Source organism: Streptomyces sp. NBC_00193 (assembly GCF_026342735.1).
Taxonomy (GTDB): Bacteria; Actinomycetota; Actinomycetes; order Streptomycetales; family Streptomycetaceae; genus Streptomyces; species Streptomyces stoeckheimensis.
In genome coordinates this window covers 718,175-732,015 of record NZ_JAPEMM010000002.1, presented here as the reverse complement: position 1 = coordinate 732,015, position 13,841 = coordinate 718,175, and the positions used below count along the sequence as shown (strand labels likewise).

Sequence of the window (13,841 nt, the reverse complement as noted above, 5' to 3'; positions counted from 1 at the left end):
ACCGGCCACCGAGCGAGGGAGACCGTATGTACGCAGCACTCGCCGCACCACTCACCCGCCGCGCGGTCCTCCGTACGGCCTTCACCGCGGCCGTGTTCGCCGGCACGGCCGCGGCGCTGGCCCCCGTACTGAGGGCCCGCCGTCCCCGGCAGACGCTCACACCGGCCCCGCTGACCCCGGCGGGCGAGGAGACGTACCGCGGGCGGCACATCGCCGTCGACCCGGCGGGGACCTCCGTCCGCATCGACGGCCGCGCCCTGCACGTCATGCGCCGTTCCGACGGCACGTACCTGAGCGGGATCAACCACTTCCAGTCCTACGCGACCCCGCTGGAGCTGGCACGCGCAGCCGTGGACGAACTGGGCACCACACAATTGGCGTTCGCCGCCGCGCACCACGGGGGACAGGAGTAGCAGGGCGTGTACATCCGGCAGAACCAGAAGAACCTGACCAGTGCGCAGAAGAAGCGCTTCACCGCGGCCGTGATCGAGCTCAAGCGCAACGGCACCTACGACGCGTTCGTCCGCACCCACGACAAGTACTTCGTCCCCGACCGGGACCGCAAGCTGCGCGTCGGGCACATGTCGCCGTCCTTCTTCCCCTGGCACCGGCGCTACCTGCTGGAGTTCGAACGGCAACTCCAGGCCGTCGACCCGGGCGTCACCATCCCCTACTGGGACTGGACCACCGACAACAGCCCGGCCTCCTCCCTGTGGGCGGAGGACTTCCTCGGCGGGACCGGCCGCGCGAGCGACCGCCAGGTGATGACCGGCCCGTTCGCCTACGGCACGGGCAACTGGACGGTCACGGTCGGCATCACGGAGGCCGCCTTCCTCACCCGCAACCTGGGCCGGCCGCAGAACCCGATCAGCCTGCCGACCCCGGCCGAGCTCCAATGGGCGATCGACGACCCGCTGTACGACAGCTCCCCCTGGGACTCGACGGCCGGGCGCGGCGGCTTCCGCAACAAGCTGGAGGGCTGGGCCGCCCCGAAGAGCGAGAAGTGGCGCAACCACAACAAGGTGCACCAGTGGATCGGCGGCCACATGACCGGCGGCACGGCCCCCAACGATCCGGCCTTCTGGCTGCACCACGCCTTCGTGGACCTGCTCTGGGACCGCTGGCAGCAGCGGCACCCGGCCTCCGGCTACCTGCCCGCCGCCCCGCTCGCACTCGGTGACCTCCAGCGCGGCCGGGTGATCGCCCTCGACGAGCCGATGCCGCCGTGGGACGTCACCCCGCGCGAGATGCTCGGCCACCAGGGGATCTACCGCTACGAGTGAGCCCCGGCGGCGCGCAGGCCGTGGCCGGGAGCACCAGGACACAGGGACAGCAGGACATCAGAACACCAGGACACGAGGAAGGGCCCCCGCCGTCCGGCGGGGGCCCTTCGGGTCACCAGGCGATTCAGCCGCCGTAGTTGCCCTCGGTGTGGTGGCCGCCGTCGTGGCCCGAAGCGTTGATGCAGGTGTTGCCGAACGCCGGGTTCAGCAGGCCGATCACGTTGACGGTGTTGCCGCAGACGTTGACCGGGACGTGCACCGGAACCTGGAGCAGGTTGCCCGACAGGACACCGGGGGAGCCGACCGCCGCACCGTGCGCTCCGGCATCGGCAGCAGCCAGACCCGCGCCGGCGGCCAGGGCGCTACCGGCGGCAGCGGTGATGACGAATGCCTTCGCGATACGCGACATCAAGATCTCCTAGAGAGGAATGGGGGTGCCGCAGGGAACAGAAGCTGCGGCGTTTGACATGGCATACAACGCGGAGAGCGCCCAAGGGTCACGGCCGATGGGCCGCTGGTGATCTCGGATGTCCCGGCGGACTACGAGCCGGCCGAGAAGCGGGCGGAGGAAAAGTACCGGGGCACCGGCTTGACCGTGCCCGGAGCCAGTACCTCCACCGGTGTGCCCACGCAGCCCGACTCCCGGTACAGGGCCACCGAGCGGCCGGTCTTGTTCGTCACCGCCCGCCCGCCGCCGCCGAGGGCTTCCACGCAGCCCCTGGGGGAGTCGATGCCGTGCGGGCGGTCGTCCGTGCCGAGGTACTGGAAGGCTGGCCCGACGGCCGTCGGGGTGCCGAGGGCGGCGGTCGGGCCGTCGGCCGCGTACGCGCTGCCGCCGGCCGCCGCTCCGGCCGTGGCCGCGAGCAGCAGGACGGGGACCGATCCGGCCCGGACGATGCTCCGAATGGTGTGAGGGAGAGACAGGGATCGCATGCCCGGCCCAACCCGGCGCGCCCGGGGCGGGGTCACGCCTTGTCACCCCGCGCATGCCTGTGCGACCGTGCGACCGGCACTGCGGATCACCGGATTCAGCGGCCCGACCCCAGGAGGACGTGATGGCCGCAGCCGCGAGCGGGACCCCGGACCGGGGCCGGCCCCGCCCCCGGGTCCGGACCGCCTTCGGCGTGGTCGAGGGCAGGACCGGGCCGGGCGGCATCGCCGTCTTCCGGGGCATCCCCTACGCCGCCCCGCCCGTCGGAGCCCGCCGGTTCGCCGCGCCCGAGCCGCCCGAGGCCTGGGACGGCGTGCGCGACGCGGGGGCGTACGGCCCCACCGCGCCCAAGGTGCCCTACCCCGAGGCGTTCGCCGCGCTGCTGCCGGACCCCGAGGTCCCCGGTGACGACTGCCTGAACCTCAACGTGTGGACCCCCGCCCCCGTCGACCGGGAGACGCGGTCGGCCCCGCTGCCCGTCATGGTGTGGATCCACGGCGGCGCCCTCACCCGCGGCTCCTCGGCCGTGCCCGTCTACGACGGCTCCGCCTTCGCCCGCGACGGCGTGGTGCTCGTCTCCGTCAACTACCGCCTGGGCGTCCTCGGCTACGGCCTCTTCCCCGACGCCCCCGCCAACCGCGGGCTGCTCGACCAGATCGCCGCCCTGGCCTGGGTGCGGGACAACATCGAGGCCTTCGGCGGCGACCCCGGCCGGGTCACCGTCTTCGGCGAGTCCGCCGGCGCCATCAGCATCGGCGCCCTGCTCGCCGCACCCCGCGCCACGGGCCTCTTCCACCAGGCCGTCCTGCAGAGCGGCGCCCCCGAAGTGCTGCCGCGGGACCGGGTGCGCACCATGGTCCGGCGGATGGCCGCGCTGCTCAAGGTCCCCGCCACCGCCGAAGCCTTCGCCGGGGCCGCCCTGCCCGATCTGCTCGCGGCCCAGGCGGCCGTACTGCGCCGCTCCTCCCCGCTGCTCGGCGGCCCCGCCTTCGGCCTGGTCGCCGACCCCGGGACGCTGCCGCCCGATCCGCTCGAAGCCGCGGCCGCGCGGGGCGACGTACCGCTGCTGCTGGGCTGGACAGCCGAGGAGTACCGGCTCTGGCTGGCCCCGACCGGCACGATGCGGCTGCTGGACCGGCTGGGGCCGCTGTCCGTGGCCCTGGGCCGGATCCGCTCCGGCAAGGACCGGGCCGCCGTACGGGCCCTGCGCGCCGAGCGGCCCGGCGCGGGACCGGCCGACCTCCTCGGACACCTGCTCACCGACCGGCTGCTGCGCGATCCGCTGCGCGCGCTGGCGGGCGCGAAGGGGCGGAGCGCGCCGAGCTTCGTGTACGAGTTCGCGTGGCCCTCCGGGATCCCGGGCCTCGGGTCCTGCCACGCCCTGGAACTGGGCTTCGTCTTCGACACCCTCGACGTACCCGAGGCCTCCCGGCTGGCCGGGCCGGACGCCCCGCAGGAGCTGGCCGGGGAGATGCACGCGGCCTGGGTGCGCTTCGCCGTCGACGGGGACCCGGGCTGGGTGCCCTGGAACGGCGACGGCCCGCCGAAGGTGTTCGGCGGGCCAGTGCGTGAGGGGCCGGAGGGTGCGGAGCCGGTGCGCGCGGGCGCGGTGACTACTCGACGGGTCCTTCCATGACCTTGCTGATGAACTGGATCGGCCCCTCGCCCATGTTGGGCACGTAGGTCTTGGCGTTGTGCTGGCCGCCCTGGATGACCTTCAGCTCGGTGTGGATCGGCCCCTTGCCGTAGGTGGCGATGAACTTCTGCACGTTCGGCAGGGTGTTCTTGTTGCTCTCGTTGGTGCCGACCTGGAAGGCCAGGTAGACGTCCGGGCTGCCCTTCTTGTCGATCAGCGCCTTGGCGAGCAGCTCGGGGTTGTTCTCCGCCTTCTCCTTGTCGTGGCCGGTCCACAGGGAGGAGTCGGGGACGATGTCGGGGCCGGAGCAGATCGCGGCCTTGAACTTGTCCGGGTGCTTCAGCACGGCCTTCAGGCTGGCGAAGCCGCCGGTGGAGGAGCCCATGTAGGCCCAGCCGTCACGGGACTTGACCGTGCGGAAGTTCTCCCGCATCAGGTCCGGGACGTCCTCGGTCAGCCAGGTGCCCATCTTGGGCTGGCCCGGGATGTCGGAGCCGTCCCAGTAGACGCCCTTGTCGTCCGGGCCCGGGTTCAGCACCGGCATGGCCAGGATGAAGGGCTTGCTCTTGCCTTCGGAGTACCACTTGCTGATGCTGGTCTGGAGACCCAGGTCGGTGCCCATCCAGTAGTTGTTCGGGTAACCGGCGCCGCCGGGCAGCGCGATCATGACCGGGAAGCCGCTCTTGGCGAACTTCGGGTCGTTGTACTCCTTGGGCGCCCACACCCAGACCTTGCCCTTGAAGCCGGACTTCTTGCCGGTGATCGTGGTGACGGCGACGTGCGTGCCGTCGGGCAGGGTCATCGAGTTCTTGAAGTCGGCCGCCGGTCCGGTGGGCATCGACATCTTCGAGTTGGGCGGCGGGGTGACCGCCGCTCCACCGGTGTCGCCCCCGGCTGAACCGGACGGCGGCAGCTGCCCGAAGGAGACGGAGTCGCCCTTGTCGGTGAAGGGCGGTATCTCGTAGTGGCTCATCACGAGCGAGGCGACGGCCGCGAGCGCGAGGACGGAGGCACCCGCGATCACCCACCGCCGGACCCGGGACGGCCGGCGCGGCTCCTCGGGCCGGTACGGCTCCGCGGGTCCGTACGTTCCCGCGGGCCCGTACGGCTCCGCGGGTCGGTACGGCTGCTGCTGTCCGTCGGGTGCGTGCGACATGTGCGGTGGCTCTCCGGCTGGTGCTGCCCCGTGGGGGCGGGGTGGGACTGCTTTCGTTCGAAAGATGAGCGTACGTGCTCACGGGTTCCCGATTTTTACGTCTCTTGGTGTTCCGAAGGGGAGCACGTTGCCCGGCGCGAAAAGGCTCTGCGGAGTTCCCGATCTGTTCGCCGACTAGCCCTGGCCTCTGCACATGCCGGTCGGTACGGTACCTCCGCGCCGCCCCCAACCCCCCTGCCCGGAGGTAACTTCCGTGTTCGGCCTGTCCCTCTTACGGTCCCGCCGCAAGGCCGCCCTCGCCGCCGCCCTGGGCCTCACCGCCGCCGGCACCGCGCTGTGGGCGGGCATCGGTGCCGCCCAGCCCGCGCACGCGGCCGGGCTGCCCGCACCCGACCACATAGTCGTCGTGGTCTTCGAGAACCACGCCTACAGCCAGGTCATCGGAAGCTCCAGCGCCCCGTACATCAACTCCCTGAAGGCCGGGGGAGCCAACCTCACCCGCTCGTACGGCATCACGCACCCGAGCCAGCCCAACTACATGCAGCTCTTCTCGGGCTCGAACCAGGGCGTGACCGGCGACAGCTGCTACACGCCGGGCTTCAGCTCCGCGCCCAACCTGGCCTCCGAGCTGATCGCCGCGGGCAAGACCTGGGCCAGCTACAACGAGGGGCTGCCCGGCGAGGGTTCCACCACCTGCTCCAGCGGCAGGTACGCGCGCAAGCACAACCCCTGGTTCGCGTTCTCCAACGTGCCCACCTCCACGGCGAAGACCATGACCCAGTTCCCCACGGACTTCACCACCCTGCCCCGGGTGTCCTTCGTCGTCCCGGACCTCTGCAACGACATGCACGACTGCTCCGTCGGCACCGGCGACACCTGGCTCAAGAACAAGATCAAGGGCTACGCGGACTGGGCCAAGACCCACAACAGCCTGCTCGTGGTCACCTTCGACGAGGACAACCGGCTGGCCGGGAACAAGATCCCGACCGTGCTCTACGGCCAGTCCGTGACCCCCGGCTCCAGCACCTCCACCACCTACAACCACTACGACGTGCTGCGCACCCTGGAGGGGCTGTCCGGCCTGACCACCCACGCCGGGAACGCGGCCACCGCCAAGGACATCACGGGGATCTGGACGTCCTGACCGCGCCCTGGTGACGCCTCACCCCTCCCGTAGTCTCCGAAAGGGCCGCCACCCATGCCCCTCCAGCGCCGGATCCTGATCCTCGTCTCCGCCGTCGTGCTGCTCGCCGCCATCGGTGCGCTCGCCGTCGTACGGGCCTCCTCGCGCGCCGAGGAGAAGAACCGGGTCCAGGCCGGCGGGCCGCCCATCACCCGCGGCGAGGTCTCCCTCGCCGCGGGCGACGGCGATCGGCGGATCGTCTTCCGGAACATGGCCTGGGGGCCGCACCGCGACGAGCTCGCCACCGCGGCGGCCGGCGCGCCCGAAGGCCCGCGCACCGCCTCCGGGATCAGCTGCCTGCGCTTCCACGCGGCCGCCGGCACGGGGGTCTGCCTCCAGGCCGACAAGGGCGGGGTGCAGGACGCCTACAAGGCGGTGGTCCTCGACGCCCGGCTGAAGGAGGTCGCCACCCGCCCGCTGGCCGGCATCCCGACCCGGGCCAGGGTCTCGCCCGGCGGTCACCTGGTCGCCTGGACGGTCTTCGTGGGCGGGGATTCGTACGCCGGTACGAATTTCTCGACCCGGACCTCCCTGCTGGACCTGCGCAGCGGGACGTACGACGCCTCGCTGGAGGACTTCACCATCCAGAAGGACGGCAAGACCTACCGCAACGCGGACGTCAACTTCTGGGGGGTCACCTTCGCCGCCGACGAACGGACCTTCTACGCGACGCTCGCCACCGGCGGTCAGACCCACCTGGTCCGCGGCGACCTCGCGGCGCGCACGGTGACCACGCTGCGCGAGAACCTGGAATGCCCGTCCCTCTCGCCCGACGGGACCCGGCTGGTGTTCAAGAAGCGGGTGCCGGGCCTGTCGCCGGACGCGCCGTGGCGGCTGTACGTCCTGGACCTCGCCACGATGGCCGAGGCTCCGCTCGCCGAGGAGCGCAGCGTCGACGACCAGGTGGTGTGGACCGACGACGGGACCGTCGTCTACTCGCTGCCCGGGGACTTCGGCGCCGATCTGTACTCCCTGCCCGCCGACGGCGGCGGGGCCCCGGCCCGGCTGATGACCTCGGCCCTCGCCCCCGCCTTCCTCGGCTGACACCGGGAAGAGGGGGCGGGGCAGGGCCGGGCCGGGGCCTGTGGGACCTCGGAGCAGGACCGTTACGCCGGGATGAGCGTCTTGCGGCGCCGCTTGCGCTGCGCCGCGGCCGACAGCCGCAGCTCGATGACCGACCGCACGGTCGGCCACTCCTCGTCGAGGATCGAGTAGAAGGCCGTACTGCGAACGGCGCCGTCCAGGCCCCGCGAATGAGCCCGGCGGACCCCCTCGCTGGTGAACCCGAGCCGCTCCATCGCGGCGCGCGAGCGTCCGTTGCGGGCGTCCGCGCGCAGCGAGATCCGCCGGACCCCCCAGGTCTCGAAGGCATGGCGGAGCATGAGCAGCTTCGCCTCGGTGTTGATGCCGGTGCCCTGGGCCGCGGGGGACAGCCAGGTATTGCCGATCTCGGCGGCATCGGGGATCGCCGTTGCCGGATCGCCGAACGGGACCCCCGGCACGGCGGGCCACACCAGCGGCCCCTGCCAGTAGTCGAGTTCCAGGAACCGGGTCGAACCGACCACCCGACCGTCGGTGGCTCTGACCACCGCGAACGGGAGCGATCGACCCGCCGCCTGATCGGCGAGGGCACGGTCGATGTACTCGTGTGACGCCTGCAACCCGTGAGGTACGGGAGTGAAGGCGTAAGTCGTACGATCCTCGGCCCCGGCCAGGGCCAAGGCCTCGGTGTGGTGGGGGGCGAGGGGCTCAAGCCGCACGGAGCGGCCGGCGAGGAGTACGGGTACGGGCACGGAGCCTTCGGTCCTTCTGGGCGGTGGGGTGGTTGCACAGTCTGCGTCCCTGACGTCGCCCCCCGTGCAAAACACGGGTGAAAGGCAACGGGCTGTCAGGTGAACGCGAGTGGCTCAATGTAGCCCCTTAGGGTCCTCTCATGAACCCCCAAATTGGCAATGGCGTGACACTCTTTTTCGAGGACTTGGGTCCCCGCGACGGAGCCCCCGTAATCCTGATCCACGGACATCCGTTCAGCCACTCGATGTGGTCCCCCCAGACGGCCGCACTGACCACGGCCGGTTACCGCGTGATTACCCCTGACCTGCGGGGATACGGGAAGAGTCCGGTGCTTCCGGGGAAAACTCTGCTCGCGGACTTCGCCGACGATCTAGTGGCTCTCCTCGACCATCTGGACGTCGAACAGGCGGTCGTCGGCGGTGTGTCCATGGGCGGCCAGATCGCCATGGAGATGCGGCTCGGCCACCCGGGTCGCGTTCGGGCCCTCGTCCTCTCCGACACCTCCGCTCCGCCGGAAACGGAAGACGGCAAAACCTTCCGCCGAAACCTTGCCGAGCGGCTCCTCGCGGAGGGAATGAAGCCCTATACCGACGAGGTCATCGACAAGATGCTCGCGCCGTACAACGTGACCGGAATGCCGGAGGCCGCGGCCAAGGTCACCGGGATGATGTACGCCACCGACCCCGAGGGCGCGGCCGCCGCCCTGCGCGGGCGGGCCGAGCGGCCCGACTACGCCCCCGTGCTCGCGGCGCTGCCGGCCGAGGTGCCCTGCCTGATCGTGGTGGGCCGCGACGACGTCTACACCCCGGTCGCCGAGGCCGAGTCCCTGCACGCACTGGTCCCGCACTCGGTGCTCGCCGTGGTGGAGGGGGCCGGGCACCTGCCGGGCGTGGAACAGCCGGAGGCCTTCAACCGGGCACTGCTGGAGTTCCTCGCGGGAATCTGACCGGCGCGCACGGGCCCCGGACGGGCGGACGACCGCCCGGGCCGGGGCTTTCGGCTGCCCGGCGGGTGCCGAACGGGGCTCCCGGAGGGTGACGAACGGGGCTCCCGGAGGGTGACGAACGGGGCTACCGGGCCCCGGACGGGCGGTGTCAGTCTGTCTGCAGGGTGGTGCGCAGCCGGTAGCGGTCCCCGCTGTACTCCACCGTGGACAGCAGCAGCGGCCGCTGGTCCTTGGTGTACACCGTCTGGTCGAGTACGAGCACGGGCGCGCCCTCGGCGATGCCCAGGTGGCCGGCGAGCTCCCCGTCGGCGTTGCGCGCCTCGATGGTGGCCTCCGCGCGGTCGGGCTCGACGCCCCAGCGGCGCAGTTCCTCGAAGAGGGAGGTCTCGCGGAAGTCGGTACGGGCGAGGTCGGGCGCGAGTTCGGCGACGACCAGGGTCCGGTCGACGGCGATCTTGACGTCGTTCAGCAGCCGGACGCGCTCCAGGCGCAGCAGCGGGGTGCCGGCGGGCACGCCGAGGCGGTCGGCGTCGTCCAGGGACGCGGTGACGGTGTCGTGGCGCAGGACCACCGAGCTGGCGCGCATGTGCTTGCGCCGGGCGGTGGCGGTGAAGGACTCCAGGTCCTTGGGCCACTCGCGGGCGGGCGCGGGCGCCACCGGCGCCGCGACGAACCAGCCGCGCCCGTGGGAGGCGGTGACCAGGCCCTGTTCGACGAGGCGCGCGAGCGCGCGGCGCAGGGTGACGCGGGAGACGTCCAGCCGGGTGCACAGCTCGCGCTCGGGCGGCAGCTTGCTGCCCTCGGACAGGCCGCGGCGGGCGATCTCCTCGCGGATGCGGTCCGCGGCCTGGGCCCACAGGGGGTCCGCGGCGCGGGTGTGCGAGGAGGTGGCGTCGGCGATGGCAGCGTCGTCGGTCATGAGGATGACCATACCACTTGCTACCACTCCATTCGACGTCAGACCGTGAGCTGTCGGGACCTAGGGCCTCATCTTGACGTTTTCTTAAAGACCACTGAAGACCACTGTTGACCAATGTAAAACCACTGGCTACCTTCGAGTCGTCCCCACCACCCCGCTCGACGAGGAGCACCACGATGAGTACGGCCACCGCCGCGGTCACACCAGCCGCCGGAAAGAAGCCGGGCCGGATCATGCCGGTCATGCAGCGCATCGGCCGCAGCCTGATGCTGCCCGTGGCCACGCTGCCGGCAGCGGCCCTCCTGACCCGCCTCGGCGGGGCCGACCTGCTGGGCCGCGAGAACTTCCCGCTCATCGTGCAGAAGCTCGCGATGGTGCTGGCCGCCGCCGGAAACACGGTCTTCGAGAACCTGCCGCTCCTCTTCGCGGTCGGCGTGGCCGTCGGCTTCGCCAAGAAGGCGGACGGCTCCACGGGCCTGGCCGCGGTCGTCGGCTACCTCGTCTTCAAGGCGGTCCTGGCCAGCAAGGCCTTCCCGGCCGGCGCCGACGGGGAGCGGCTGGACGCCAAGGTGCTCGGCGGCATCGTGATGGGCCTGGTCGTCGCGGTCCTCTTCCAGCGCTACAGCCGCACCAAGCTGCCGGACTGGCTGGGCTTCTTCGGCGGACGCCGGCTCGTGCCCATCCTGAGCGCCTTCGCCGGTGTCGGCATGGGCGTGGTATTCGGAGTGGTCTGGCCGACCGTCGGCAACTGGTTCTTCCACTTCGGTGAGTGGCTCGTCGGAACCGGCGCCTGGGGCGCGGGCCTCTTCGGCCTCGTCGTCCGGGCCCTCATCCCGATCGGGATGCACCACTTCTTCTCGTTCTTCCCCTGGTTCGAGGCGGGCTCCTTCCTCAACCCGGCCACCGGCGAGATGGTCCACGGCGACATCTTCCGCTTCCAGGCCGGCGACCCGACCGCGGGCCAGTTCATGACCGGCGGCTTCCCGATCTACATGTTCGCCCTGCCGGCCGCCGCCATGGCCATCGCCCACACCGCCCGCCCCGAGAACCGGGCCATGGTCAAGGGCATGATGATCTCGGTCGCCCTGACCTCCTTCGTCACCGGCGTGACCGAGCCCATCGAATTCGCCTTCATGTTCGTGGCCCCGCTGCTCTACGCGATCCACGCCTTCCTCTTCGGCGTCTCGATGGCCGTCTGCTACGCCCTCGGCATCCGCGACGGGTTCGGCTTCTCCTCCGGAGCCATCGACTACATCGTGAACTTCGGCATCGCCACCAAGCCCTGGCTGCTCATACCGATCGGCCTGGCCTTCGCCGCCATCTACTACGTGCTCTTCCGCTGGGCGATCGTGAAGTTCGACCTCCCCACACCGGGCCGCGAACGCGACGAGGAAGGCAATCCGCTCACCAAGGCCGACGCCTCCTGAGCCCCGGCCGGCGGCTCCCGCCGACCGGCCCCCCCCGCCCCGTCCGTCGCCCCGCACGACAGCTCCGCACGATCGCCCGCCCCCGCCCGCCCGTACCGGCGGGGGCCCGCGACCCCCAGACTTCGCTAAGGACCCCCCACCATGTCCGGATCCCGCATCACGTTCCTCGAAGGCCAGGCCGACCAGGGCGCAGCCCTCGCCCGGATCGCCGACCGCGTCCGCACCCAGCTCGCCTCCCCGGAGCTCGCCGGGCTGCGGGCCGCCGAGCGCCCCCTGTTCACCGGCATCGGAGCCTCGTACGCCGCTCTCGCCGTCCCCGTGCAGCAGCTCCGCGAGGCCGGGATCGTCACCCAGCGCGTGCTGTCCAGCGAGATCGAGACCGGCACCGCCGGCTTCGACACCGACTGCCTGATCGCCGTCTCCCAGGGCGGCCGCAGCTCCGAGACGATCGCCGCCTTCGAGTGCGCCGCCCCCGGCATCACGAAGACCGCGCTGCTCAACGTGGTCCCCTCGCCGCTCGGCGACCTCGCCGACCTCACCGTGGACCTCGGCAACGAGCCCGACTCGTACGCCTCGACCATCGGCTACACCGGCACCGTCGTCGCCCTCGACCTGATCGCCGGGGCCGTCGCGGGCCGTGACGGCGACCCGTGGGGCGAGATCGCCGAGCAGACCACCGCGGTCCACTCGCAGGCCACCGCCGTCGTGGCCGGCCTGCGGGAGCGCGGCGCCCGCTGCATCGCCTCCGACGGGGTGGCCGCCGGAGCCTCCCGGGCCTCCGCCGAGGAGGGCGCACTGCTGCTGCGCGAGGTGGTGCGGATGACCGCGGCCCACTCGGCGACCCGCAACTACCTGCACGGTGAGATGGAGTCGGCGGGCAACACCCTCCACCTCGTCTACGGCGACGGCCGCGAGATCGAGCTGGCCCGCTCGCTGGCGGGCGCCGGCCACCTCACGCTGCTGATGACCACGGCCGAGGTGGAGCCGGCGGACAGCCTGTCGGTCGTCCGCCTGCCCGAGGTCGCGGACGCGGTCCGGGTGGTCCTGGAGACGGTGGTCCTGCAGGAGCTGGTGGCCCAGCTCAGCGCCGAGCGGGACGTTCCGATCGAGTCCTTCGTCTTCGCCAACGACGACACCAAGCAGGGCGGCCTCGACATGTCCGACTTCGAGGTCGCGGCCTTCACCCAGGCCTGAGTCCCGGCAGGCAGACCCCACGGCCCGCGGATCCTGCGGATCCCGCGGGCCGTGGCATGTGCGCGTCGGCCTCCGGAGCACCCCACCGCTCCCGGACCCGCGGCGTGCGCGGGCGGCCTGGGATCATGCACGGATGGATTCCCTGTCGACCGACCTCGCCCGCCTCGCCGCCACCGGCAGGTTCGGAGACTTCTTCGTCGGTGCCCGGCTGCCCGATCTCATCGCGGCGAGGGGCGAGCCCGAGTGGTCGGGGCGGATCCAGGCCGAACAGCGCTGGCCGCACTGGTTCTGCTACGGCGGCCTGGAGATCGTCTTCTGCCGGTGCCGACTGCTGGACCGGATGTTCGTACCCGTCTGGCGCGACGGGCTGGAGATCCCGGGGACCGGCCGCGCACCGGGATACACCGTCACCGCACCGGTCACCGAATCGCGGTTCACCGCCGCCCTCACGGCCGCCGGAATCGCCTGGCGCACGCAGTGGTCGCCGACGCTGCCGGACCAGCGCACGCTCCTGACCGACCCGGCTCCCGGCATCGTCGCCGAGTTCGTCTTCGTCGCGCCCGACGACGGGGATCCGGTCACGGCGGACTGGCCCATGGAGAAGGCGGGCACGTACGGACTGAACCACGGCGCCTGTCCGGAGCCGGACCCGTGCCTGCCCGACGACGGCTACGGAGCCTGAGGTGGAGGGCGTACTGCGGGAGCTGCGCTCCGTCGGCCCCTTCTTCACCGTGGCGTACGGGAAAGAGCCGCCCGGCCCCGGCTTCCGGCCGCTCGACGAGCTGTACGGGGAGCGGCTCGGGGCCTACGTGGGGGAGGTCGGCCGGCGCATCGGGAGCGGACCCGGACGGGTGGCGGCTTCGACCGCGCAGTTCGGGATCGCCTCGCGGCTCTGGTCGCTCGGGCTCGGCTGCGCCGTGCTCGCCGGGCGGGTGCCGGACCTCGGACCCGACCGCCTGTGGTGGCGGCTGCCTGGGGCGGGGTCCCTGGAGCTGTGGCTGCCCGAGCCCGCCGAATTCCCCGGGGAGACCCCGGCGCGGGCCCTCGCGGACACCGTGCTCGGCCACCTCGCGGTGCTCGACACGGCGCTGCGCGAGAGGTTCGGCGTCTCGCCGCTGGTGCTGCGCGGCAATGCCGCCTCCGGGCTGGTCGGCGCCGTCCGGGTGCTCACGGACCGGGTGCCGGGGGAGGCTGCGGCCACGCTCGCCGCCGGGCTGCTCGCCGACGGCGGCCCGCTCGGCGGGAGCGGCACCTTCGTCCACGAACCCGGCCTCGGGGTGGCCTTCGTGCGCCGCAGCTGCTGCCTCTACTACAAGGTGCCGGGCGGCGGACTCTGCGGGGACTGCGTCCTGCGGACCACGTAGGGGGTGAC

15 protein-coding genes are annotated in these 13,841 nt (G+C 72.0%); 10 read left to right on the top strand and 5 right to left on the bottom strand.

What is annotated here, in order from left to right:
- The first annotated feature begins 26 nt into the window (after positions 1-26).
- Positions 27-413, top strand: coding sequence for a tyrosinase cofactor (locus OG898_RS31380; RefSeq protein ID WP_250738109.1), 387 nt, complete (start codon positions 27-29; stop codon positions 411-413).
- Between the two features lie 6 nt (positions 414-419).
- Positions 420-1,283, top strand: a complete 864-nt coding sequence (locus OG898_RS31375; RefSeq protein WP_250738107.1) for a tyrosinase family protein — start codon at positions 420-422, stop codon at positions 1,281-1,283.
- A 124-nt stretch (positions 1,284-1,407) separates the two neighbouring features.
- On the opposite strand, the gene OG898_RS31370 is transcribed toward OG898_RS31375, so the two are convergent.
- A complete protein-coding gene (locus tag OG898_RS31370; RefSeq protein WP_250738105.1) occupies positions 1,408-1,692 on the bottom strand; it encodes a chaplin in 285 nt (94 codons plus the stop codon).
- Between the two features lie 131 nt (positions 1,693-1,823).
- Complete coding sequence (locus OG898_RS31365; protein WP_266961534.1) at positions 1,824-2,216, bottom strand: hypothetical protein; 393 nt, start codon at positions 2,214-2,216, stop codon at positions 1,824-1,826.
- A gap of 122 nt (positions 2,217-2,338) precedes the next feature.
- On the opposite strand from OG898_RS31365, the gene OG898_RS31360 reads away from it, so the two are divergent.
- Positions 2,339-3,850: a carboxylesterase/lipase family protein gene (locus OG898_RS31360; protein WP_266961532.1), complete on the top strand. Its 1,512-nt coding sequence runs from the start codon at positions 2,339-2,341 to the stop codon at positions 3,848-3,850.
- Here OG898_RS31360 and OG898_RS31355 read toward each other — a convergent pair.
- The gene (locus OG898_RS31355) at positions 3,828-5,006 is read right to left on the bottom strand and encodes an esterase family protein (RefSeq protein ID WP_250738100.1); all 1,179 of its coding nucleotides are present in this window, start codon (positions 5,004-5,006) and stop codon (positions 3,828-3,830) included. The genes OG898_RS31360 and OG898_RS31355 overlap by 23 nt on opposite strands.
- Before the next feature lie 253 nt (positions 5,007-5,259).
- Between OG898_RS31355 and OG898_RS31350 the strand changes: the two genes are divergently transcribed.
- Together OG898_RS31350 and OG898_RS31345 are read left to right on the top strand one after the other, a co-directional pair.
- On the top strand, positions 5,260-6,150 hold the full coding sequence (locus OG898_RS31350) for an alkaline phosphatase family protein (RefSeq protein WP_266961530.1): 891 nt from the start codon (positions 5,260-5,262) through the stop codon (positions 6,148-6,150).
- Between the two features lie 54 nt (positions 6,151-6,204).
- Entirely contained in the window at positions 6,205-7,233 is a 1,029-nt protein-coding gene (locus OG898_RS31345; protein WP_250738096.1) for a TolB-like translocation protein, read from the top strand.
- 62 nt (positions 7,234-7,295) lie between these two features.
- On the opposite strand, the gene OG898_RS31340 is transcribed toward OG898_RS31345, so the two are convergent.
- Positions 7,296-7,982: a GNAT family N-acetyltransferase gene (locus OG898_RS31340; protein ID WP_250738094.1), complete on the bottom strand. Its 687-nt coding sequence runs from the start codon at positions 7,980-7,982 to the stop codon at positions 7,296-7,298.
- A gap of 140 nt (positions 7,983-8,122) precedes the next feature.
- On the opposite strand from OG898_RS31340, the gene OG898_RS31335 reads away from it, so the two are divergent.
- On the top strand, positions 8,123-8,929 hold the full coding sequence (locus OG898_RS31335; RefSeq protein WP_250738092.1) for an alpha/beta fold hydrolase: 807 nt from the start codon (positions 8,123-8,125) through the stop codon (positions 8,927-8,929).
- A 148-nt stretch (positions 8,930-9,077) separates the two neighbouring features.
- Here the strand turns inward: OG898_RS31335 and OG898_RS31330 are convergent, their stop codons facing one another.
- The gene (locus OG898_RS31330) at positions 9,078-9,848 is read right to left on the bottom strand and encodes a GntR family transcriptional regulator (protein WP_250738091.1); all 771 of its coding nucleotides are present in this window, start codon (positions 9,846-9,848) and stop codon (positions 9,078-9,080) included.
- A 176-nt stretch (positions 9,849-10,024) separates the two neighbouring features.
- Here OG898_RS31330 and OG898_RS31325 point away from each other — a divergent pair, with 176 nt between their 5' ends.
- The 4 genes from OG898_RS31325 (at position 10,025) to OG898_RS31310 (ending at position 13,833) form a co-directional block, all read left to right on the top strand.
- Positions 10,025-11,275, top strand: a complete 1,251-nt coding sequence (locus OG898_RS31325; protein ID WP_250738090.1) for a PTS transporter subunit EIIC — start codon at positions 10,025-10,027, stop codon at positions 11,273-11,275.
- Between the two features lie 141 nt (positions 11,276-11,416).
- Positions 11,417-12,469, top strand: a complete 1,053-nt coding sequence (locus tag OG898_RS31320) for an SIS domain-containing protein (RefSeq protein WP_250738089.1) — start codon at positions 11,417-11,419, stop codon at positions 12,467-12,469.
- Positions 12,470-12,602: 133 nt separating this feature from the next.
- Positions 12,603-13,151 (top strand): hypothetical protein, encoded by a 549-nt coding sequence (locus OG898_RS31315; protein ID WP_266961526.1) that lies wholly within the window; start codon positions 12,603-12,605, stop codon positions 13,149-13,151.
- A 22-nt stretch (positions 13,152-13,173) separates the two neighbouring features.
- Positions 13,174-13,833, top strand: coding sequence for a (2Fe-2S)-binding protein (locus OG898_RS31310; protein ID WP_266962663.1), 660 nt, complete (start codon positions 13,174-13,176; stop codon positions 13,831-13,833).
- The last annotated feature ends 8 nt before the right edge of the window (positions 13,834-13,841 follow it).